General features: G+C 44.5%; 15 protein-coding genes. 9 read left to right on the top strand and 6 right to left on the bottom strand.

Translation table 11 applies throughout. The annotated features are described in order from the left end of the window. Window positions 1–129: 129 nt before the first annotated feature. From KUA48_RS04505 to KUA48_RS04530, 6 genes are all read left to right on the top strand, one after another. Window positions 130–2,730 (top strand): TonB-dependent receptor, encoded by a 2,601-nt coding sequence (locus KUA48_RS04505; protein WP_153073990.1) that lies wholly within the window; start codon window positions 130–132, stop codon window positions 2,728–2,730. Window positions 2,731–2,801: 71 nt separating this feature from the next. Further along, entirely contained in the window at window positions 2,802–4,022 is a 1,221-nt protein-coding gene (locus tag KUA48_RS04510; RefSeq protein ID WP_218433473.1) for a DUF5689 domain-containing protein, read from the top strand. Window positions 4,023–4,066: 44 nt separating this feature from the next. Continuing rightward, window positions 4,067–5,521 carry a DUF6359 domain-containing protein gene (locus KUA48_RS04515; protein WP_218433471.1) on the top strand — a complete coding sequence of 485 codons (1,455 nt, stop codon included), beginning with the start codon at window positions 4,067–4,069 and terminating at the stop codon, window positions 5,519–5,521. 322 nt (window positions 5,522–5,843) lie between these two features. Beyond that, window positions 5,844–6,095 carry a type B 50S ribosomal protein L31 gene (locus KUA48_RS04520; protein ID WP_006847266.1) on the top strand — a complete coding sequence of 84 codons (252 nt, stop codon included), beginning with the start codon at window positions 5,844–5,846 and terminating at the stop codon, window positions 6,093–6,095. A gap of 244 nt (window positions 6,096–6,339) precedes the next feature. After that, window positions 6,340–7,257, top strand: coding sequence for an IS982 family transposase (locus KUA48_RS04525; protein ID WP_118142112.1), 918 nt, complete (start codon window positions 6,340–6,342; stop codon window positions 7,255–7,257). A gap of 184 nt (window positions 7,258–7,441) precedes the next feature. Further along, entirely contained in the window at window positions 7,442–8,494 is a 1,053-nt protein-coding gene (locus KUA48_RS04530) for a DNA/RNA non-specific endonuclease (protein ID WP_218433800.1), read from the top strand. A gap of 72 nt (window positions 8,495–8,566) precedes the next feature. Here KUA48_RS04530 and KUA48_RS04535 read toward each other — a convergent pair whose 3' ends face one another. The 4 genes from KUA48_RS04535 to KUA48_RS04550 all read right to left on the bottom strand — a co-directional run bounded on the left by KUA48_RS04535 (window position 8,567) and on the right by KUA48_RS04550 (window position 11,102). Beyond that, on the bottom strand, window positions 8,567–8,746 hold the full coding sequence (locus KUA48_RS04535) for a hypothetical protein (RefSeq protein WP_218433799.1): 180 nt from the start codon (window positions 8,744–8,746) through the stop codon (window positions 8,567–8,569). 145 nt (window positions 8,747–8,891) lie between these two features. Beyond that, on the bottom strand, window positions 8,892–9,809 hold the full coding sequence (locus KUA48_RS04540; RefSeq protein ID WP_118142112.1) for an IS982 family transposase: 918 nt from the start codon (window positions 9,807–9,809) through the stop codon (window positions 8,892–8,894). 85 nt (window positions 9,810–9,894) lie between these two features. Continuing rightward, window positions 9,895–10,452, bottom strand: coding sequence for a hypothetical protein (locus tag KUA48_RS04545; protein ID WP_218433457.1), 558 nt, complete (start codon window positions 10,450–10,452; stop codon window positions 9,895–9,897). Between the two features lie 38 nt (window positions 10,453–10,490). Beyond that, window positions 10,491–11,102 (bottom strand): hepatitis A virus cellular receptor 1, encoded by a 612-nt coding sequence (locus tag KUA48_RS04550; RefSeq protein ID WP_218433458.1) that lies wholly within the window; start codon window positions 11,100–11,102, stop codon window positions 10,491–10,493. Window positions 11,103–11,470: 368 nt separating this feature from the next. Here KUA48_RS04550 and KUA48_RS04555 point away from each other — a divergent pair, with 368 nt between their 5' ends. The 3 genes from KUA48_RS04555 (at window position 11,471) to KUA48_RS04565 (ending at window position 18,194) form a co-directional block, all read left to right on the top strand. Continuing rightward, complete coding sequence (locus tag KUA48_RS04555; RefSeq protein WP_218433469.1) at window positions 11,471–12,679, top strand: hypothetical protein; 1,209 nt, start codon at window positions 11,471–11,473, stop codon at window positions 12,677–12,679. A 233-nt stretch (window positions 12,680–12,912) separates the two neighbouring features. Further along, complete coding sequence (locus KUA48_RS04560) at window positions 12,913–16,914, top strand: response regulator (RefSeq protein WP_218433459.1); 4,002 nt, start codon at window positions 12,913–12,915, stop codon at window positions 16,912–16,914. A gap of 725 nt (window positions 16,915–17,639) precedes the next feature. Next, window positions 17,640–18,194, top strand: coding sequence for a glutathione peroxidase (locus KUA48_RS04565; protein ID WP_006847257.1), 555 nt, complete (start codon window positions 17,640–17,642; stop codon window positions 18,192–18,194). Between the two features lie 176 nt (window positions 18,195–18,370). Here the strand turns inward: KUA48_RS04565 and KUA48_RS04570 are convergent, their stop codons facing one another. Both KUA48_RS04570 and mfd read right to left on the bottom strand, forming a co-directional pair. Continuing rightward, the gene (locus KUA48_RS04570) at window positions 18,371–19,732 is read right to left on the bottom strand and encodes a TrpB-like pyridoxal phosphate-dependent enzyme (RefSeq protein ID WP_118253953.1); all 1,362 of its coding nucleotides are present in this window, start codon (window positions 19,730–19,732) and stop codon (window positions 18,371–18,373) included. Window positions 19,733–20,238: 506 nt separating this feature from the next. Continuing rightward, complete coding sequence (gene mfd / locus KUA48_RS04575; protein ID WP_218433460.1) at window positions 20,239–23,652, bottom strand: transcription-repair coupling factor; 3,414 nt, start codon at window positions 23,650–23,652, stop codon at window positions 20,239–20,241. Window positions 23,653–23,664: the final 12 nt, after the last annotated feature.

A 23,664-nucleotide genomic window follows, 5' to 3' on the forward strand; every position in this document is an offset into this window, starting at 1 on the left:
AACAGAAGACACAAGACCAGGGACACGGTAAGTCCCCTTATCGCCCAAACAAGACCTAGCGGGACATATATCATCACTGCTCAAAGAGACTACTGTTGCCGGTTTATTAATACTTAATACATATAAACTATGCAGAAGAAAGTAAACTTAGCAATGTTAGCACTCTTCTCATGTTCATTGGCTATGGCTCAGAACGAAAAGACTGACCAGAACATAGCACAGGGACTTGACGAGAATGCTTTCACCTTCTCCGAGGCACAGTTGGGCGAGGACGATGACATGTCATCCAATGTCACCATCCTCAATTCTACCAGCAACGTATACGCGAGCCAGGCAGGTTACCTGTTCTCGCCAGCACGTTTCCGCTATCGTGCCTTCAACCAGAAGTACAACGATGTCTATATCAACGGTGCTTCCATGAACGATATGGAGACCGGACAGTTCCGTTTCTCCAACATCGGCGGTTTGAACCGATTCTCCAGAAACGTAGACTTTGCCCTGCCTTTCGAAGCCAACGGCTATTCGATGACCGGCATGGCAGGCTCCAACAACTATGATTTCCGTGCCGGAAGCATGCAGGAAGGACAGTATGCCAGCGTAGGTGTTGCCAACCGCAACTATACCCTGCGCGGACTCTACTCCTACTCCAGCGGCTTCAACGAGAAGGGATGGGCAATAACAGCCGGTCTCACCTACCGTTGGGCTAACCAGGGATACGTAGAGGGAACCTTCTACAACGCCCTCTCCTATTTCTTCGGTGTACAGAAGAAGTGGATGAACGGCCACTCGCTGAGCTTCTCCACATGGGGTAACCCGACAGAAAGAAGTACCCAGGGAGCATCTACCGACGAGGCTTACTGGCTGGCAAACGACTACCAGTATAACCCATACTGGGGATACCAGAACGGACACAAGAGAAACTCACGCGTAGTGAACGACTTTGCCCCTTCGGCTATCGCTACATGGGACTGGGAAATCAACGACCAGATGAAGCTCACTACATCGGTGTTCGGAAAATACTCTATGTACAAGAGCACCAAGCTCAACTACAACAACGCAGAGAATCCACAGCCAGACTACTGGAAGAACATGCCATCAGCCAACTACTATGTATGGGGCGACTACAAGAACGGCAACAACATGTATACCTGGGAAAACTGGAACAACGCCGTAAACTACTGGCAGGCAAGCAAACAGAACCGACAGATTAACTGGAACCGCCTGTACTATGCCAACCAGCAGGCAGCCAAGAACGGACAGGATCTGCTATACTATGTTCAGGCTAAGCACAACGACAACCTGACCCTGAGCCTGTCATCCGTTCTGAACACCAAGCTGACCAAGAAATCGAACCTGGCTACGGGTATCATGCTCGGAAAGAGTACCAACCAGCACTATCAGACACTGGAAGACATGCTGGGCGGTGCCATCTTCCACAACATCAACACATACGCCCTGGGAGATTACCCTAAGACCGACCCACGTGTGCAGTACGATCTGAACACAGCCGGTCCTAACAACACAGGCAAGCTGGTTTACGAGGGCGACAAGTTCGGTTACGACTATCGCATCGACGTTAACAAGGCAAACGCATGGAGCACCTATACAGCCGAATTCTACAACATGAAGGCGATGCTGAGCGGACGTATCGGATATACCGGAATGAACCGCCGAGGCTACATGCGCAACGGTATGGCACCGAACAACAGCCAGGGCAAGAGCGGCACAGCCAACTTCCTGGACGGTGGCGTAAAGGGAAGCCTGAACGTGGATATGGGCAGAGGTCATGCCTTCAGCATAGGAGCCGGATACGAGCTGCGTGCACCGATGGCAAACACAGCCTTCATCTCGCCTGAAATCAGCAACGATTTCGTGACTAACCTCAAGAACGAGCGCATCTTCAGCTCTGAATTCAGTTACCTGTATCGCAACGCATGGCTGAGTGCCAACGTGAGCGGATACTACAGCCGACTGGAGAACGTTACGGAATGGCAGAACTTCTACAACGATGATGAGAACTCATTCACCTACGTGAGCATGACCGGACTGAAGAAGGAATACTATGGTGTAGAGGTGGGCGCTAAGATCAAGCTCACATCATGGCTCGACCTGAAGACCCTGGGCGCTATGAGCGAGGCGAAGAACATCAACAATGTAAACGCCGTATACATGCTCTCAAAGAGTGCTGAGGTTTACCAGGACAAGGCTTACGTGATGAATATGCGCGAGAGTGGCACACCGCTCACAGTGGGAAGCATCGGTCTCGATGCCCACGTAAACGGATGGTTCGTCAACCTCAATGCCAACTATTACGACCGCATCTACCTCTCTTATTCTCCAAGCTACAGATATGAGAAGGTGCTGACCAACCGCCAGGCTGCCCACAAGGCATTCCCTGAAATCTTTGCTCCTACTACACTCGACGGTATGAGCTGGACTGAGGATGCTGTAGCCCAGGAGAAGGGTCACGGAGGATGGATGGTTGACCTGAGCATAGGCAAGAGCGTGAGACTGAAGAAGGGTTCCCTCAACTTCAACCTCATGATTACCAACCTGCTGAACAACCAGACCATCGTAACAGGCGGATATGAGCAGAACTCACGTTCAAGCTATACAGTGGATGCTAACGGCAACGTGAAGAATCCACGCCTCTACCAGTTCTCCAAGAATCCTAAGAAGTATTACACCTGGGGTACCAACGGCATGTTCCAGGTATCTTACAGATTCTAAAGAGCAGTTTCTCTTTAACATAAAGAACAGGGAGCAATCCCGTTTCTCTATAACAATAAAAAGAAAGAACAATGAAAAAGATAAAATTCATAGCATTGGCATTCCTGGCACTGACTCTGGGGTCGTGTATGGGCGACGGTTATGCTGACCCAGACCTGACCGAGAAGGTGCCTGCATCTCCATGGGGCAACAACAGCCTGAGGGAGAAGAATGTGATCAGCATAGCAGATTTGAAGACCCAGTTTGCTACGATTATCAACAGCGACAATGGCTACAAGCTGATTGAGAAGGACATGATGATCAAGGCGGTAGTGACGGGCAATGATGTCAGTGGCAATATCTACAACCAGGTGAGCGTACAGGATGCATCCGGCGCAATCATCATTGCCATCAACGGAAGTGGCCTGTCAGGTTATCTTCCTGTTGGTCAGGAGATTCTCGTAAACCTGAAGGGTCTCTATATCGGAAGTTACAAGAAGTTGCCTCAGATTGGCGGTGTGAATACCAAGCTCTCAGATGGAAGTCTGGGTATGGGAAAGATAGAGCGTGCCATCTGGAACGAGCACTTCAAGATTCTGAACCCTGGCGAGGCGGATGCAAGCACGGTAGTGCCAGAGGAGTTTGACCTGACAAAGCTTACTGATGCAGCCTATATGGAGGCTAACGTGTGCAAGCTGATGACCCTGAAGAAAGTGAAGTTTGCTTCTGCCAACGGTACAAACGTATGGGCGCCAGATGATACCAATACGAGTCTGGAACTGATTGATGCCGAAACGGGCAAGAGAATCAACAAAAACAACCTGGTAGTGCGCAACTCGGGTTATTCTAAGTTTGCCAACGAGGTGGTTCCACAGGGCGTATTCGATATCACCGGTATCTTCACCCGATTCGGCAACACCTGGCAGATTGTACTTCGCAACACGGATGATCTGAAGGCATCAGAAACAGGCGGTACATTGGAGAAGCCTTATACCGTGGCTCAGGCACTGGAGAAGATCAATGCCGGTACAGCAGGCGATGCTAAGGTTTATGCTACCGGTATCATCGTAAAGGTGAAAGATGTAGATACTGGCACGTATGGTAACGCTACATTCGTTATCTCTGACGACGGTAAGGATACAGAAGGCAAGACTCTCGAGGTATTCCGTTGCTTCAACATCGATGGTGCAAAGTGGACAGAGGAAACCAAGGGTATCCTTGTACCAGGCAAGAAGGTGGTTGTATCAGGCACCCTGCTTGATTATAACGGCACCAAAGAGATCAAGGGTGGCAATCTCATCTCTATCAAGTAATTACTGATTATCAAAATAGTAACAATATTTAAAAAGACAATAATATGAAAAAGTATATATTTTCAGTTTTGATGGCGGCTATGGCAGCCTTCACATTCATTAGCTGTGAGGACGTACCAGAGCCTTATACACTGCCTACTCAGCCTGGTGCTCCAACCACTCCTGAGGTGGCAACACAGGGTACAGAAGCCAGCCCTTATACTGTGACTGACGCTAAGACAGTTAAGACAGGCACCGGCAAATATATTAAGGGTTACATTGTAGGTTATGTACCAGACAAGGCACTCAATGAGGCTATCTTCGGTGATGCATCAAGTGCAGAGACAGCTCCAACAAACATTCTGCTCGCTGCCAAGGCTGACGAGAAAGAGGTTAACAACTGTATGCCTATCCAGTTGCCAGCCGGCGATCTCCGCACTGCTCTCAACCTGAAGGATAACCCAGGTAATCTGAAGAAAGAACTCATCATCTGCGGTAATATCGAAACCTATTTCGGAGCTACCGGTTTGAAATCTGCAACATACGCTAAGATTAACGGTAAGGAGATTGGTAAGAAGCCAGGAGATACTACCCCAGGCACAGATTTGAAGGGAGAAGCTAAGGGAGATGGTTCTGAGGCAAACCCATTCAACAGTGTAGCTGCCCAGAAATATACTGCAGCCTTGGAGGCTGGTAAGGCTACCGACAAGGAGTTCTACATCAAGGGTAAGGTACAGAGCATCAAGGAGCAGTTCTCTACACCCTACGGCAACGGATCATTCTATATTGCCGATGATGCCAACAGCACCCAGTTCTACATCTTCCGCATCTACTACTTCGGTGGCGAGAAGTGGAAGGAAGGCGATATGACACTGAAGGAAGGCGACGAGATTGTGGTTTGCGCTAAGCTCATCAACTACATGGGCAACACCCCAGAGACCAACCAGGGCGGTAAACTCATTTCTGTAAACGGTAAGACCAGCGCTGGCGGTGGTGAGGTTAAGCCAGACCCAGACCCTAAGCCAGATCCAACACCAGGCGAGGTAGCAACAGGCGAGAATGGCGGCTTCGAGACTTGGGCAGATGGTAAACCAACCAACTGGAAAACAGCTTCTACTGCAGGCAATGCTACCCTTTCTCAGAGCGAAGACGCTCATAGCGGCAAGTACTCAGTAAAAGTAGGCGGATCTGCTAGTGCGAACAAGCGCTTAGGCTATAAAGAAATAACACTCAAGGCTGGCGAATACAAAGTTAAGTTCTATGCTAAAGCCGTAACAGAAAAAGGCGCTTCTGTCCGTCCAGGTATAGTTCCTGTTACAGATGGAAAAGCAGGCGATTATATATATGGTGAGTACGTTAACGAACTCAAGAATACAGAGTGGAAACTAGTAGAGCAAACACTCACTATTTCTACTGACGGCACATACTGCTTCGTCATAATGAATGCAAAGAAGCCAGGCGGTGATGTTCTCATCGATGACTTCACTGTAACATTTGGCAGCACAGCGATTATCAAGTAATTCCCCTAGTAGATATTATATATTAGAGAAAAATACCAATCCCCATCGTCCTCTACCCAAACAGAGGCGATGGGGATTTCTTTTCATCCATTAAAAACATAGGTGTCAGGAGGGAACGCGAACCTACGTATTATGCTCATTTCTCAAATATTTCTTAAAAAGAAGAGGAAATATTTGGTGGTTTCAGGAAAAAAGCGTAACTTTGCAGCCTGAAATTGATAACAGGCTATAATGGGCATGCCCCGATAAGGGACACGAAATGATGCAACAAGCATCCCCATGACGTCTAATTTTAATAACCCAATAAAAATAAAAAAGAAAAATGAAAAAAGGTATTCATCCAGAGAATTATCGTCCTGTAGTATTCAAGGATATGTCTAACGGCGATATGTTCCTCTCTCAGTCTACATGCAAGACTAACGACACTGTTGAGTTCGAAGGCGAGACTTATCCAGTTGTTAAGATTGAAATCTCTAGCACATCTCACCCATTCTACACAGGTAAGAGCAAGCTCGTTGATACAGCGGGTCGCGTAGACCGCTTCATGAACCGTTACGGCAAATTGAAGAAGTAATAATATACCTTTTTTATAAGGATATATTTATTATCGCAAAGATACTGAGTGCATTCCAGCGTAGTTGCATATACGTAGGAATGCACTTTTTTTCTCTATTCTATCCTTATGCAATCGATTTCTACATACATTATTACCTCAGTTCGGGATAAGAAATAGTGCCTAAAAAAGTTGGTAATCTCCGATATTTTTTGTATCTTTGTAGTTGAAATCCAATTAGTTACAAACATAAAAAGATATCATTATGGAGATTACCAAGGACAAAGTTACAGAATTATTTTGTATTATTGATGAATTTTACAAAGTTTTTGATGCTGAAAATGCAGGAAAATTGCTTTTGGGTGAAGATGGAGTAAAGCGCAGACGACGTAAAGCCTCTTTATCTGATAGTGAAATCATGACGATTTTGCTGTATTTCCATTTCGGCTCGTTCCGAAACTTCAAGCATTATTACCTATTCTTTATTAGAGGAACTTTGAAGTCATATTTTCCAAATGCGGTGTCTTATAACCGTTTTGTAGAACTTGAAAGTCGCGTATTCTTCCCTCTCATGTTCTTCCTGAATCTCCGTGCTTTTGGCAGATGTACAGGTATAACCTTTGTTGATTCAACCATGATACCAATATGCCACAATCTCAGGCGTTATGCCAACAAAGTGTTCAAAGGCATTGCCACAAACGGAAAGGGAACAATGGGATGGTGTCATGGGTTCAAGCTACATCTGGCTTGTAATGATAGAGGTGAGATAATTGCTTTTGTTCTCACTGGTGCAAACGTTAGCGACAAAGATCCAACGGTATTCGATGTGTTGGCTAAACGTCTGTATGGTAAGCTGTTTGCAGATAAAGGATATATCTCGCAAAAACTCTTCGATTCGCTTTTTGAGGAAGGCATCCAGTTGGTAACAGGACTGAGAGTGAACATGAAGAACAAACTAATGCCGTTCTATGACAAGATGATGCTACGCAAAAGATACATCATTGAAACGATTAATGACCTGTTGAAAAATACGGCTCAGATAGTACATTCACGTCACAGGTCTGTTGCGAATTTCATCATAAATATTATTTCTGCATTAGGGGCATACTGTTTCTTTGACAACAAGCCCAAGGCACTTACTGGATACGTTATCGAAGATACGAAACAGCTTAGTCTTTTCTAACATTGCATATTTTACATGAGGATTTTGTCTCAGCAACCATCCAAGATATATAGATGGTTGCCAAGCCTCTGTGTCCCTTATATAAAAACATTATAAAGCCTTTAGATAGAGCTCGTTATCCCGAACTGAGGTATTATTATATAGAAAGTACTTAATCTTTAACTTCAAAACATTATCGAGAATTATGAAGCATACTAAGTTTTTTATCTTCGCGCTCGTTGCTGCGATGACGTTCTCTGCCTGCGGCACTGACGATACCCTGCAGTTCTATTATCCTGAAAACGGTGGTAATACAGGTGGTGGTAATACAGGTGGCAATACCGGTGGTGAATCAACCGATAAGAACAATACAAACAAGAATGTGGCTACTGCCAACATGCCACAAGTGGTAAGAAACGCTATCGGCGGTCTGGAGTTCCCAAAGCTCAAGAATAATGGTACCAGCTATGCCATCGTTCACATGGATAATACAACAGGTATGTTGAACTATTCTACAGAATGGGATGACAACATGAAGAGCCAGAGATGGAGCTGCTATACTTTCCACACAGGAAACACGGCATCTAACGTTGACAGATGGAAACCTGGTCAAGGCGAGCGCAACTATCCATGGGATACGGATCTGAAAGAACAATGGGGAATTACAGATTTTACAGAAGACCCTACTCCTACAGCTCAAGGCTTTGACCATGGTCATATCTGCCCTTCTGCTGACCGTAAGCTGAACCTTACCCAGCAGAAGCAGACTTTCTTCATGACCAACATGCAACCACAGTACAGCAACTTCAACCAGCGTGGCACCTGGTATAAGATGGAGGAAGATCTTCGTAATAAAGCTCCAAAGATTGATTCTGATACCCTGTTTATCGTGAAGGGCGGTACCATCGACCCAGTTGGCAGCGAGAGTAATCTCCTTGGCTGGAAGAAGAATGGTGCTTCTAGCGAAACAAAGAAGCCAGGCTATATCCCAATACCAAAGTATTTCTTTGTAGCTGTTTTGAAAAAGGAGTTTAATAAGAGCAAAGACCAGTATACCTACAGTGCCTTCGGCTACTGGTTCCTTCACGAGAACAAGGCATTTGAAAAGGGCGATAAGCTCGGCAAATATGTCGTAAACATCAAGACGCTGGAAGACAAAACCGGCATCGACTTCTTCTGTAATCTCCCTGATGAAATCGAGAAGGAAGTGGAAAACGTAGATGCAGAAGCTCTCAAGAAACTTTGGGGCTTCAAATAAATCAGGCTATATACAAACAAAGAATCCGCTCTCTCAAAGCAATGAGTGAGCGGATTTCTTTTGTTTATATCATCATCTTCTTGGCAACTTCTTGATTGCATGTGGCATGAATGCCCTGCCGGTAGCCTTACCGAAGCTAGGAGCTACGGAATCGGTAGCAGCAGAACGGGTCTTCTTACGGGCTCCACTCGGATCGTAGCGCACTAAATCGATTTGCATCACATCACCCTTAGCCTTACCTGTTCCTATCATATAACCATAGAACACCTCAGTTCGGGATAACGAGCTCTATCTAAAGGCTTTATAATGTTTTTATATAAGGGACACAGAGGCTTGGCAACCATCTATATATCTTGGATGGTTGCTGAGACAAAATCCTCATGTAAAATATGCAATGTTAGAAAAGACTAAGCTGTTTCGTATCTTCGATAACGTATCCAGTAAGTGCCTTGGGCTTGTTGTCAAAGAAACAGTATGCCCCTAATGCAGAAATAATATTTATGATGAAATTCGCAACAGACCTGTGACGTGAATGTACTATCTGAGCCGTATTTTTCAACAGGTCATTAATCGTTTCAATGATGTATCTTTTGCGTAGCATCATCTTGTCATAGAACGGCATTAGTTTGTTCTTCATGTTCACTCTCAGTCCTGTTACCAACTGGATGCCTTCCTCAAAAAGCGAATCGAAGAGTTTTTGCGAGATATATCCTTTATCTGCAAACAGCTTACCATACAGACGTTTAGCCAACACATCGAATACCGTTGGATCTTTGTCGCTAACGTTTGCACCAGTGAGAACAAAAGCAATTATCTCACCTCTATCATTACAAGCCAGATGTAGCTTGAACCCATGACACCATCCCATTGTTCCCTTTCCGTTTGTGGCAATGCCTTTGAACACTTTGTTGGCATAACGCCTGAGATTGTGGCATATTGGTATCATGGTTGAATCAACAAAGGTTATACCTGTACATCTGCCAAAAGCACGGAGATTCAGGAAGAACATGAGAGGGAAGAATACGCGACTTTCAAGTTCTACAAAACGGTTATAAGACACCGCATTTGGAAAATATGACTTCAAAGTTCCTCTAATAAAGAATAGGTAATAATGCTTGAAGTTTCGGAACGAGCCGAAATGGAAATACAGCAAAATCGTCATGATTTCACTATCAGATAAAGAGGCTTTACGTCGTCTGCGCTTTACTCCATCTTCACCCAAAAGCAATTTTCCTGCATTTTCAGCATCAAAAACTTTGTAAAATTCATCAATAATACAAAATAATTCTGTAACTTTGTCCTTGGTAATCTCCATAATGATATCTTTTTATGTTTGTAACTAATTGGATTTCAACTACAAAGATACAAAAAATATCGGAGATTACCAACTTTTTTAGGCACTATTTCTTATCCCGAACTGAGGTATAGAACACATCCTGGCCCCTTTCATCACCCAGATAGAAACCATACTGCTTAGCACCTGCATCCATCACATAGGTAGCACCAGAATCATTATAACGGATATAAATATCACCATTCTTATCGATGTACCAGGCAAACTTCAGGGTCTGGGTTTCATTGCTTCCATCATCGGCATAATCCACTTCTACACCATTACCACTGAGCGAGTTAACCTTATTATCACCCGCCTGATAGAACGTCATCTCGGCATTGAAACTGTAATTATTGCGAGACTGGCCGTCCTCAGCAAGTTCAGAGAGCATCACAGAGCCTCTCCAGTCGCCTGTAAGAGTCTGAGCCTCCGACAGCAGGTAATCATCCTGAGAGCCGTTAGAACCGTTGTTCCAGTCGCCCTGATTCCATCCCCAGCCACCATGATTATAGTCATCATACCAGTAATAATCATCATGCCAATAATCATCATCATCACATGAGGTAAATGAGAAAGATGCTGTAGCTATCGCCATCCACATCCATATCCGATTAAACTTTTTCATATCTTGTTTCCTTTCTTCAAACTAAATTCCTTATTGCCTTACTTCACTACAAAGCGGCGAACAGGCTTCTGATTATCATCTGCCACCTTAACATACTCTACAGAATCCTTAGCTCCGCGAGAAACAATCTGGGTGTTCTCCAAGCCCGAATGCTGCTTGCTGTAGCCCCAACCGTCATCGTAGTCCCAATCGTAGCCCCAGTCATAATCGCGCCAGTTATAGCTGTAAGAATCGCGATAAAGCTCGAAATAAGCACGGTTGCCGTTATCAGCATCTACATATCCAGAGAACTTGCGGTCGCCCAGAGCATAGTCGTAAATCACAACATCACTATTCTCATCAAGAAGAGTGATATAGATGTTTCTGTTGCGTACTGTCCAGGTAATACGGTTTGCTATATAATTGTTACCATGCCAATAATCTCTATCAAAGTAATCGATCCAATAGCCTGTACCGGAATAGATGCCATCATTCTGGTCGAATCGGATTACCGAGTAGAGGGCATTGTGATTACCATATTCTACCAACATATTACCCTTCCATGTACCATCGAGGGTGTATGCAATATCAGAATCATCATCACATGAGGTGAATGAGATACTCATCAAAGCTATGAAAGCCATTGTGAGAAGAGTAGTAAACTTTTTCATATCAATTTATCAGTTAAGTTATTTATATTCTTATATCTTCTATACTTTTGAGTTCTCGAAGAACAGCATTCTTTCTTGAACCCGATGCAAAGGTAGTGGATTTTTCGTCTGCATCAAAGGGGAAAAGGATACAAACTGAGGGGGAAATCCCTATTCTTTCAAAAACAACCGCCTTTTTGATAATATTGTATCAAAGTTTTAACACTTTCTTAACACATCGTATCGATAATTTTCGTATCTTTGCATCATAAATAAGTAATTATTCAAAGAACATGCTTTTAGCACAAAGTAAATTCTAAGAATGCGCTCAAAAAAATGAGTTTCAACAGTTTATTAATTATACGTTAAACCTTTAAAATTATTAAGTTATGAACAAATTTTTACGCTATTCATTATCATTGGTTCTGGCGTTCGTAGCTAGCGTTACGTTTGCACAGGAAGTAACTTTTGACTTTGACAATGATTACAAAACACTCTTCCCTGAACTGACAGGTACATCTTCTTCAGATTCTAAAGATGGAGATATCACCAAAGCCATGACATGTACAACTAATGGTATTTCTGTAACAGTTTCTGCAAAAACTTCTGGTTCGAATGAAAACCGAATCTGGAGTAGTTCACCACGTCTCAGAATGTACAGTGGAACGCTTACGATTCAAGCACCTACTGACAAGAAGATTGCTTCTATCAACATTATAAATAAAAAATGGAATGATAATAACAATGCTGACGTAGGTACTAATAATAAAGGTTCTTGGACTGGTGATGCTAACAAAGTTGTATATACAATTGCTGGCAACACCCAAATCAAGTCTATCAAAGTTACGCTCGCTGGTACCAAGATAGAGTACACCGATGCAGCAAGTGTAAAGGAACTCTTGGCTAACAATAAAGAAGCTAAGGATTACATCAACCTCAAACTCACAAACGCAAAGGTATTATACGTAAACAGCTACAAGGGAACCGTAAATACTTACGTACGTGAAGGTGACACAGCTATCGAAATGAGAACTTTAGGAATCGATATGCCTGTAAACAGCATCATTAGCGGTACTGTTAAGGTAAATTTGGCTTATGACGCAGGAATTCCTTATCTGTCAGCAAGCAAAGAAACAAACGGCGAAAATCTCAAAATCACAGAGAGCAACGAAGCTGCTGAACCTGTTATTACAACTGTAAAGGACATCCTTGATGGCAAATACACCAACGACCTTATCAAGATTAAGGAGTTCACATTCAGCAAAGAAGAGTATACTACAGGTAAATTCAACTACTATGCTAATGATGGTGAAAACAAGATTATGATTTACGATAAGTTTAGCGGTATTGGTGGTGTTTCAAAATTAACAGAAGGAGAGAAATATACCTTAACCGGTATTTACGGTGTAATATTCAAAAACATCCCTGAAGTTCTCCCTATCAAGGCTGTAGAAAAGTTTGAACCTACCGGCATCACTAACATAACAACAGATGAAGCTGCAAAGAACGCTCCTGTTTACAACCTCGCAGGCCAGAAAGTAACCAAGGCTTACAAGGGTGTAGTCATCAAGAACGGAAAGAAGATGATTCAGAAGTAATCAAATTCAAAACAACATATCCCTACTGCTCCTCCGATATTCATTTATCGGGGGAGTTTTTTTGTTAGGCATAACATAAGAAGGAACCATAAGCAAATCAACCAAATATTACCCCTATAACATGAAAAGTGGAATAATTTAATGCAATAACATAAAAAAATACACCTAAAACTACGATATCTCATTTATTTTCACTACCTTTGTTGCGATTTATAAACGTATACGAATAAAAAATGATGAAAAGAAAATTATATATCACCCTATTAGGACTGCTCTCTACCATCATAATGGCAGCTGTACCCTACTGCGATGTGAGAAAATTCTCTATCACAGACGGACTCGCTGCCAATACCATCTCAGACCTCAAACAAGGTAAAGACAACCTCATGTGGTTCAGTACATGGAACGGACTGTCGTTCTATGACGGCTACAAGTTTCATACTTTCAGAGACAACCCGGATGATATTGACGTTCTGTCAACCAACCGTATACTGAAAATAGAACCATCCTATAACAACAACGTGTGGTGTATCACATACGACCACAAGCTCTACGTATACGATACCCACTTCTGCCAGTTCTTTGCCGTAGGACAGAAATTCAACGAACTGTTCAACATCGACCTGCGCGTGAGCCAGGTATACCCATTGAAAAACGGAGCTACATGGTTTACTTCAGAAGATGGAAAATACATCATCCGATCAATAGGAAAAACCTTTGATGAGCGGAACATAGAACTCATCAAAGTAGGAGAAAAGGGACTCAGAAGCGGAAATGTATGGTACATCCATCAAGATATACACGGAAGAGAATGGGTGCTTACCGACAAAGGCGCATACATATATCATTCGAAAATTCCAAGCAAACTGCCTTTCAAATGGCTCAGAGGGGTGGGAGAAGATGAGTTCCTGGCAACTGAAGACGGTAAACTGGCAAAATATGACCTGCAGAACCGACTCACCATGATACCAATGCCAGAAGGCGTAACCCGTATCAACGGACTGAAAAATACAGGTTACCAGCTTCTGATGGCAACCAACCTGGGTGTAGTAATCTACAACCCGCGCACCTTCAAGTTTGATATCATCAACGTACAGAGCCCGAGTCAGCCTCTGGCAGAGGTAAAGAAGATTTATATCGATGATTTCGGTATGATATGGGCATTTACAGACGGTATAGGAGTAACCCTTGTCAATCCGAAGACCGGACAGACACAGTGGCTCTTTGCCGACCAGGACGACCCGATGGACCGCACAACCTGCGAAAGCAATTTCATCACACAAGATGAACACAAGACCCTCTGGGTAGTGCCAAGAGGAGGAACCTTCAGTTATTTTGACCGCAAGGCAGGAAAACTGGTGCCTTATCTGCTGAGAAGCAATTCATCGGGCAACTACCGCATACCGAAGATTACGAAATATGTACTCTCAGACCAGGGAATCCTCTGGCTGACAGGCTCTCACGACCTGACACAGGTAGTCTTCAAATATCACCCTTACATTATCAACAAGCTGGATGTGGGCGAAGACGAAGTGTTCTCGGTGAATGCATCGCCAGACGGACATATCTGGGCTGGTTATTACAATGGTATAATCCAGGTGCTCAACGCATCCTACCAAAGCATCGGATACCTGTCGCCAAGCGGACAGATTGTGCCACAGCAAGTAAACTTCGCCGAGAAGGGCATCATGTCTATCCACTTCGATATCAAGGGAAGAGCATGGATAGGAACCAACGGAAATGGTGTCTATCTGATAGATAAAATGCAGGTAAGACACTTTGTTTATGATGCCAACAACCCGTCATCGCTGCCGTTCGACAAGATACAAGACATTGTAGCCGACCGCACCGGACGCATCTGGATAGGTACCTACGGAGGTGGGCTGGCACTTGTTAACGAGGCGGCAGACGGCAGTATCAGCTTCATCAGTAAACGAAACGGACTGCCTTGGGAGAAACAGCACTACGACCGCATACGCCGCATCTGCTGCACCACTACGGGAACCATTCTCGTAGGAACTACAGATGGTCTCATCACCTTCAGTGATGCCTTTACAAACGCAAGAAAGATCAATTACCACAAGACCTACTACATACCGAACGATACAACTAGTCTGGCTGCAAACGATATGAACAATATCATGGAGCACACCAGCGGCAAGATGTATATCTCGCAACAGGGCGGTTTGATGGAAGAGATTGTGAGCAAATCGCTCCTGCAAGACAACCTGAAGATGAAATACTTCCATGCCATCGATGTTAACGAAGGCATCGTACAGGGCATGGTAGAAGACAACCAGGGAAGAATCTGGGTAATCAGAGAATCGAGTATCGACTGCGTAAACCCGAAAACGGGCCAGTGCAATGTGTTCGGACCTAACGACTTCGACTTCAACATGTCGTTCTCGCAAAGCCGTCCTTACCACGATCCGGCAAGCAACAACATCTCGGTAGGTACCCCGATGGGACTGATTACCTTCAATCCGGCTACGCTGAAGAAGAGCAACTACCAGCCTAAAGTCATCTTCTGTTCCCTCCATTATAGCGGAGAGAAGGAGTCGGAACCTATCCTGCACAAGGATAAAGTGGTGATTCCTGCCAACAAGCGAAATCTGACCATCAACTTCGCATCGCTCGACTATCAGCGTAAGTATCAGACCAAATATCTCTATCGCATAGATGGTTTTACAGCTCCAGGCGTGTGGATATCAAACGGAAGCAGCAATACCATCGGCTTCAACCGTATCAGTCATGGCGATTACGTACTCAAGGTGAGAGCCACCAACTCTCACGGTGTATGGAGCAAGTATGTGGCAGAACTGCCTATCGAAGTGCGCCCTACCTTCTGGGAGAGCATCTGGGGCAAATTTCTGATGCTGCTTCTGCTCTTCGGTATCGTAGGCGCAATCTTCTATACCTACAACCAGCGCCAGCACGAGAACGTAACCCACGAGATGAGCGTGATGAAGAACGAGTTCTACAACGATGCAGCCAACCGTCTGAGAACCCCTCTAACGCTCATCGGAGCCCCGGTAAAAACCGTTTTGGATACCGAACCGGGTATCACCCGAAAGGGCAAGGAACTGTTGAAAATGGTGGCAGACAATGCCAACGAGATGCTGGTAATGCTGGACAAGGTTCAGAGATATGGCAACAAGGCAGACTTCCATACGAACAGCGGTCTGAGCGAGGAAGATTACGACCTGGCAGAAAGGGAGAAAGAGAACGGACAGATTGACGACCGCAATGCATCCGACTATCTGGAAGAAGTAAACAAACAGAAAGAAGAAAAGGATGAAGAGGCTGAACGACTGGAAGAAATGGGCAAGGAACAGAAAGAAGCACAAGAAGAAGCGGAACACAAAAACCAGACGGTACTGGTAGTTGAAGACAATGCCGACCTGCGCAAGTTCCTCTACAGTATCCTCTCGCCTACCTATAACGTGCTGCTCGCAGAGAACGGAAAGGCTGGCTTGGTAATGGCGCGCAAGGAGACGCCCGACTTTATCCTTACAGACGTTACCATGCCTGTGATGGATGGTTTGTCGATGATTCACGAGATTAAGCAGGATACCACCCTCAACAACATCCCAGTGATGATTCTCTCGGCCAAGGCAAGCGTAGAAGACCAGCAGCGAGGCTTTGATGAAGGTGTTGATGCCTATATCACCAAGCCATTCTCTACCCCTTATCTGCTCGGCCGAATAGAGGCTATCCTCACCCAGCGCCGCAACATTCAGATGGATGTCATCAGAAAACTGAAGGAAACTGGCGATAAAGATGCCATAGCAGCCCTGAGAATACAGCCTGCAGCAGCTCCTCTGCCTGCTCTTAACCAGGCTGAAACTAGTGCCGAGAACGAAGCGGTTGACCCAAACAGCGAGCTGGCATTTATGGCGGCACAGATTCAAGACAGAACCATGATGCGTATCTTCAGGTTTGTTGTTGAAAATGCAGGCAACCCGGAACTCAAGATTGATGACATCTCGAACGAAATCGGTATGAGCCGAAGCGTACTATATAATAAGGTGAAAGCAACGACCGGAATGACACCGGTAGACTTCGTTCGCCATATACGTATCAAGAAGGCATGCGAGATGTTGCGCAAGACAGACGATACACTGAGCAGCATCGCCTTCGCAGTAGGTTTCACCGACCCTAAGTATTTCTCGAAGGTATTCAAGAAAGAAACGGGTATCGTGCCTACTGAATACCGAAACAGAACGCAGGGATAGCCCGCATAATTACAGATGAAAGCAGTCATTATTACTGATGGCTGCTTTTATCTGTATTAACAAAAAGTAACACATATTACAGGACATATCTTCAGTTGTTGCCGGGCACAGCCTTCTTCGTTATCGTACACAGCAAAACGTTCAAACAAGGAAAAAAGCAGAATAGTCATAAAATTGAGCCGTTTTGCTTTGTTTTTTGACCGAATATTGCAAAAAAGTATAAAAATGGGGGGGTATTTGATTAATTTTCCCTTTTTACTGAAAAAAAACTGAGAAAAAGTTTGGTGTTACAAGAAAATGTAGTATCTTTGCAACAAGTTCTTAGAAAAGTTAAATGATAGATTAATCGTAAACCTCTTTTTCTTTGTTTTTTGAGGAAAAAGAGGTAAAGAAAAAAGAATGCAGGGTTTGTGAAAATCCTGCATTTTTTATACTGTTTCATACTGATATTGTGTAGTTATATCGTCTACATATTTCATTCTTCTATATTCTATAGTCTAACCGATATCTATATACTCAGCTATATGGTATCTGTTTACCCAGATATACAATATCTATCTACATTATATATATTACGCTTATTCCTTCATCTATGATTTTGTTCGATTTTTAGAATTTTTAAAAAAACTCTTGAAGTATTCTAAGAGAAAAGTAGTATCTTTGCACTCTAGATTATATAAGTTGAGATCGGAAATATAGATAACACATACATAAAGATAAAAAAAATGAGAACTGTTTACGAATTTTCTGTTAAAGACAGAAAGGGAAAGGATGTTTCCCTCAAGGAGTATGCCAACGAAGTGCTGCTCATCGTTAACACCGCTACAAAGTGTGGTTTCACCCCTCAGTATGAGGAACTGGAGAAACTTTATGAGACCTATCATTCTCAAGGTTTCGAAATACTTGATTTTCCTTGCAACCAGTTTGGTCAGCAAGCCCCTGGTACAGATGAAAGCATTCATCAGTTCTGCAAGCTTACATACGGCACAGAGTTCCAGCGCTACAAGAAGATCAAGGTAAACGGAGACGATGCTGCCCCTCTCTTCAAATTTCTGAAAGAATGTAAGGGCTTTGCTGGTTGGGACGAGAGCCACCCTCTCTACCCTGTTCTCGACAAGATGTTGAGCGAGGCTGATCCTAACTACAAGGAGAGTGCCGATATCAAGTGGAACTTCACCAAGTTCCTCGTTAACAAGAAGGGTCAGGTTGTAGCCCGCTTCGAGCCTACCACAAGCTTCGATGTCATCGCTAAGGCTATCGAAGAGTGGTTGAACTTCTAATGAAAGATAGAAGTCTCGCACTGAGAATAGAATTTCTAAATAAAAGAAAATAGAATCTCTAAATAAAAAGCCAGGTTGCTTTTCGCAGCCTGGCTTCTTTTATAATGTGATATTGTTATTTCAATATATCTCAAAGAATAATTGTCAACTGTTTGCTATATACTGTTAACTATAATTTAGTCAACCTTTGGCACATCCTTGAGGAACTGCTGGATTTCTTCATCACTCACAGAATAATCGTGCAAATCGCCATTGATAAAGCTATCGTAAGACGGCATATCGATAAGACCATGACCTGAGAGACAGAACAGGATAACCTTCTCCTTGCCCTCTTCCTTAGCCTTCAGAGCCTCACGTATAGTGGCTGCAATCGCATGACAGCTCTCTGGAGCAGGAATGATACCCTCGGTCTGAGCGAAGAGCATACCTGACTTGAATGACTCCAGCTGAGGGATATCTACACCATGCAGATAACCATCCTTCAGAAGTTGGGAGATTATCATACCAGCACCATGATAACGGAGACCACCTGCATGAATGTTGGCAGGCTTGAAATCATGACCCAGAGTAAACATTGGCAGCAATGGAGTGTAACCTGCCTCATCACCGAAATCATACTCGAACTTACCGCGAGTCAACTTAGGACAGCTCTCCGGCTCTGCTGCTATAAACTCAGTATGGCGCTCGCCTGTGAAGTTGTGACGGAGGAATGGGAAGGCAATACCACCAAAGTTACTACCACCACCGAAACAAGCAATCACCTGATCAGGATACTCACCTGCCATCGCCATCTGCTTCTCTGCCTCTAGACCGATAATGGTCTGGTGAAGTGCCACATGATTGAGCACAGAACCCAGCGTATACTTACAGCCTGGTGTGGTTGTAGCCAGCTCAACAGCCTCACTGATGGCAGTACCGAGCGAACCAGGATGATGAGGCTCACGAGTGATAATGTTCTTACCTGCGCGTGTACTCATGGAAGGAGAACCCTCTACAGTGGCTCCAAACGTACGCATGATGCTGGAACGGTATGGTTTCTGCTGCATGGTAATCTTTACCTGATAAACTGCTGCCTCCAGGCCGTAGAGTTTTGCTGCATAAGAGAGGGCTGCCCCCCACTGACCTGCACCTGTCTCTGTAGTGACATTGGTATCACCCTCCTGCTTACAGTAGTAGCACTGAGGAATGGCTGAATTGATTTTATGAGAGCCTAACGGATTGATACTCTCATTCTTGAAATAGATATGCGCCGGAGTACCGAGTGCCTCCTCAAGGGCGTAAGCACGTACAAGAGGGGTTGAACGGTAGAAGGTGTACTTCTCCAGCACATCTTCCGGAATATCAATCCAAGCGTGCTCTGTATCAAGTTCCTGCTTTGAGCACTCTTTATTAAATACATGTGACAAATCATCAGCATTCATTGGCTGGTGTGTCTGAGGGTTCAACGGTGGCAATGGCTTGTTAGGCATATCTGCCTGAATGTTGTACCACTGAGTAGGAAGTTCCTGCTCGCTTAAGATGTACTTTTTCTGTCTCATATTTATATATATGTTTAAAATTGTTGTATGCCTGAACAAAGGTACAAATAAAAAAATGAAATAAAGAACTTTTTTATGTGTTTTTCCACTATTTTTTTATTTTTATGCAATAAAATAGTTCATTCTACAGGTATTATTTGTTGAATAAGTGTATTTTCAGTGTCATTTTTATAAACTTAATCAAATATTACCCCATAAAATACCAAATATTACACCCTATATTATAATGGAAAATAGTATCTTTGCAACAGAAAATTCAAAATGCGTTGTGAAACGCTTATCATCATCTTTTACTTATACAAAAAAATAAAACATTGGAGTTCAATAGAGATATTGAGATTCCAATGTTTTTTTATACACTAAACTGAAACATATTATCATGTAAAGTTGACATATCATCATGTAACGTTGTCTGATTTATAACCTTTCAGTATAAATCAATAGTCTATTTTATTGTCTACTTCCACAATTGATAGAGGATTTTACCCATAGACTGTAGACACAGATTATTTCTTTTCATTACCTAAATCAATCTGCGATATCTGATTCAACAGATTTACAGCCTGCCCTACAGTCTTCACATCATTGATGCGAAGCATTCGCTTGTTGAATTTTTCCTTCAGAACACAATCTTGAATATGACTGGTAACGTAAGCGAGTATGCGGTTAAACATCTGACTTCTGTAGAACGGACTGTTTACATTGCTCACAAACTGCATCTGCATATAGCTCTGCTTGAGAATAATCTTCTCGCAACCTAGCTTCTTGCCTACCCTACGCAGACCTACCACATGCATCAGTTCGTCTGCTTCATGAGGCACAGGACCAAAACGGTCTATCATACGCTTGCGGTAAGCCTCTACTTCCTCATCGCTCTCCAGACGGTCCAGTTCACGATAAAGGAGCATGCGCTCACTGTCACCCGGCACATAAGTCTGAGGAAAATACATCTCCAGATCGCTCTCTATGCCACAATCGTCAACGAAATCATCACCCGTAAGCTGGGCACCTTCATCCATCTTCTCCTGATAAAGATCACAGAACTCCTCGTTCTTCAACTCTGTGACAGCCTGAGAGAGAATCTTCTGGTAGGTTTCATAACCCAGATCTTCCATAAAACCGCTCTGCTCAGAGCCCAGCAGATTACCCGCACCGCGGATATCCAGGTCCTGCATGGCGAGATTGAAGCCACTACCCAGTTCGCTGAACGTCTCCAGAGCCTCCAGACGGCGACGCGCCTCAGGAGTAAGTGCACTCTTAGGTGGCGCCATCAGATAGCAGAAAGCCTTCTTGTTGCTTCTTCCTACGCGTCCACGCATCTGATGCAGGTCACTCAATCCGAAGTGATGAGCATCGCTCACGATAATCGTATTGGCATTCGAAATGTCGATACCGTTCTCTACAATAGTGGTAGAAAGCAGTACATCATAATCGTAATTGATAAAGCCCATGATGATTTTCTCCAAATCCTCAGGCTTCATCTGTCCGTGACCGATTGCTACCCTACAGTCTGGAATATGCTTCTCTATGAGCATCTTGAGCTCCGGAAGCTTGGATATTCTGTCGCATACGAAATAAACCTGTCCGTTTCGGCTCATCTCGAAATTGATGGCATCGCAGATAACTTCACTACTAAACGTTACCAGTTCGGTATGAATCGGATAACGGTTAGGTGGCGGAGTGCGCATGATACTCATATCCCGGGCGCCCATCAGAGAGAACTGGAGGGTTCGCGGAATCGGAGTGGCACTCATCGTGAGTGTATCGACATTTACCTTGAGCTGACGGAGTTTCTCTTTGGTAGACACACCGAACTTCTGCTCTTCATCGATGACGAGCAGTCCCAGGTCATGCCATTTCACGGTCTTTGATATCAGCTTATGCGTACCTATGAGGATATCAATCTTACCCTCTTTCAAGGCGTCAAGCACCTCTCTGGTTTCCTTTGTTGTACGGGCTCTACTGAGATAGTCTACCCTTACAGGCATGCCTTCCAGACGCTTTTTGAAAGTCTGATAGTGCTGGAAAGCCAGAACGGTAGTAGGCACCAGCACCGCAACCTGCTTGCTGTCGCACGCTGCCTTGAAGGCTGCACGAATGGCAACCTCAGTCTTGCCGAAGCCCACATCGCCACAAACCAGACGGTCCATCGGTCTGCCGCTCTCCATATCCTTCTTCACCTCCTGAGTAGCCTTATTCTGGTCTGGCGTATCTTCATACAGGAAGGAAGCCTCCAGCGTATGCTGCAGATAATTGTCGGCACTGAAGGCGAATCCCTTCTCCCGTCGGCGCTGGGCATAGAGTTTGATCAGGTCGCGCGCAATGTCCTTGATTCGCTTCTTAGCTTTGTCCTTGAGTTTATCCCAGGCACCTGTACCCAGTGTAGACAGGCGAGGCGGAGTACCGGTATCGCTGCGGCGATATTTGCTGATTTTATAAAGCGAGTGGATAGAAACATCCACCTTGTCATTGTTCTTATAGACGATGCGGATCATTTCCTGATAGCTGTTGCCCGTAGGAACCCTAACCAGACCGCCAAACTTGCCGATACCGAAGTCTACATGCACGATAAAATCTCCCACTTCCATCTCCTGCAGTTCCTTCATGGTGAGTGCCATCTTGCCGGCTCTCGCTTTATCTGAGCGCAGGTTATATTTATGAAAACGGTCAAAAATCTGATGATCGGTAAAGAAACAGCACTTCTTGTCATGGTCAGTAAAGCCTTCATGAAGCGTCTTGTCTACCGGTGTAAAACGGATGGCGTAGCGCTTCAGCTCTTCGCTTTCAAAGATATCCTTCAGGCGCTGTTGCTGCTTCTGGCTATCTGCCAATATATATAAGGTGTAACCCTGGAGCAGGAAATCCTCCAGAGTTTGACAAAGCAAATTGAAATTCTTATGGAAAAGAGGCTGTGGAGCGATATTGAAAGGTATCACAGCCGAACTCTCTGACGGAGCGACCTTGCCGAACTCGATACGGAGATGAGCCGCTACTGCCTTCTTGAAATCGAGCGGAGAAACGAGGTTGAGCTCGGTCTTCATGTCATGTCTGATGCGCTCAGCCTCTACCTCAGTAGCTCCCTCCAGCTGCTCGGTAAGGCTCTGCGATGAGAAGCCTTCGGTATAGATCTGACCGATGCGGTCGCAAACGAAAGAAAGGTCTTTCGCAACGACTGGCGTACTTTCGGAGAGGAAATTGAGGAAACACTGCTTGTTGCTCTCGATATGGGCGAGTTCGGGCACGATTTCTATCTCTGTGCGCTTTGCCTGCGAGAGCTGGGTCTCAACATCAAAGGTACGGATGGTGTCAATCTCATCGCCGAAGAAGTCGATACGGAACGGATATTCGCAGCTGTAGGAATAGACATCGAGGATGCTTCCACGCACGGCAAACTGGCCCGGTTCATAAACATAATCGGTTTCTTTGAGTTCGAAATCGCGCAAGGTATGAACCACATCGGTCTGAGCAATCTGCTGGCCTACAGTCAGTTTCAGAATCCGTTCATCCAGATTCTGCTTAGCCACAACGAGTTCTGCCAGTGCATCGGGATAAGTGACTACCGGGAAATGTCCTCCCGAAGAGAGGCGCGCCAGCACCTCTGTACGTAGGATTTCGTTCGCTGCATCACGCTGCCCGTATTTCACGGCACGCCGATAGCTGGAAGGAAAGAAGAAGACCTTCTCCTGCCCCATCATCTGAGTGAGATCGTGATAAAAATAGCCTGCTTCATCGGCATCATCCAGTACGAAGAGTACCGAACGCCTCATCTTCCCCTGCAGAGAAGCAAAGAACATCGGAGCCGAAGAGCACAGCAAACCCTGGAGAAAAATGGAATGAACCGACTTCTTCCCCATCAAATCAAAGAGGGCATCCGCCTGTGGCGAACGCCCGTATGTTTTTTCTATCTTTTGGATTTCCATCCAAGTACTGAT

The sequence above is a fragment of the Segatella copri genome, from assembly GCF_019249795.2.
Taxonomy (GTDB): Bacteria; Bacteroidota; Bacteroidia; order Bacteroidales; family Bacteroidaceae; genus Prevotella; species Prevotella copri_B.

Bases quoted from the DNA above. Each gene is read 5' to 3' on its own strand.
- KUA48_RS04505 (WP_153073990.1), top strand. From the start codon at position 130: ATGCAGAAGAAAGTAAACTTAGCAATGTTAGCACTCTTCTCATGTTCA.
- KUA48_RS04510 (WP_218433473.1), top strand. From the start codon at position 2,802: ATGAAAAAGATAAAATTCATAGCATTGGCATTCCTGGCACTGACTCTG.
- KUA48_RS04515 (WP_218433471.1), top strand. From the start codon at position 4,067: ATGAAAAAGTATATATTTTCAGTTTTGATGGCGGCTATGGCAGCCTTC.
- KUA48_RS04520 (WP_006847266.1), top strand. From the start codon at position 5,844: ATGAAAAAAGGTATTCATCCAGAGAATTATCGTCCTGTAGTATTCAAG.
- KUA48_RS04525 (WP_118142112.1), top strand. From the start codon at position 6,340: ATGGAGATTACCAAGGACAAAGTTACAGAATTATTTTGTATTATTGAT.
- KUA48_RS04530 (WP_218433800.1), top strand. From the start codon at position 7,442: ATGAAGCATACTAAGTTTTTTATCTTCGCGCTCGTTGCTGCGATGACG.
- KUA48_RS04535 (WP_218433799.1), bottom strand. From the start codon at position 8,746: ATGATAGGAACAGGTAAGGCTAAGGGTGATGTGATGCAAATCGATTTA.
- KUA48_RS04540 (WP_118142112.1), bottom strand. From the start codon at position 9,809: ATGGAGATTACCAAGGACAAAGTTACAGAATTATTTTGTATTATTGAT.
- KUA48_RS04545 (WP_218433457.1), bottom strand. From the start codon at position 10,452: ATGAAAAAGTTTAATCGGATATGGATGTGGATGGCGATAGCTACAGCA.
- KUA48_RS04550 (WP_218433458.1), bottom strand. From the start codon at position 11,102: ATGAAAAAGTTTACTACTCTTCTCACAATGGCTTTCATAGCTTTGATG.
- KUA48_RS04555 (WP_218433469.1), top strand. From the start codon at position 11,471: ATGAACAAATTTTTACGCTATTCATTATCATTGGTTCTGGCGTTCGTA.
- KUA48_RS04560 (WP_218433459.1), top strand. From the start codon at position 12,913: ATGATGAAAAGAAAATTATATATCACCCTATTAGGACTGCTCTCTACC.
- KUA48_RS04565 (WP_006847257.1), top strand. From the start codon at position 17,640: ATGAGAACTGTTTACGAATTTTCTGTTAAAGACAGAAAGGGAAAGGAT.
- KUA48_RS04570 (WP_118253953.1), bottom strand. From the start codon at position 19,732: ATGAGACAGAAAAAGTACATCTTAAGCGAGCAGGAACTTCCTACTCAG.
- mfd (WP_218433460.1), bottom strand. From the start codon at position 23,652: ATGGAAATCCAAAAGATAGAAAAAACATACGGGCGTTCGCCACAGGCG.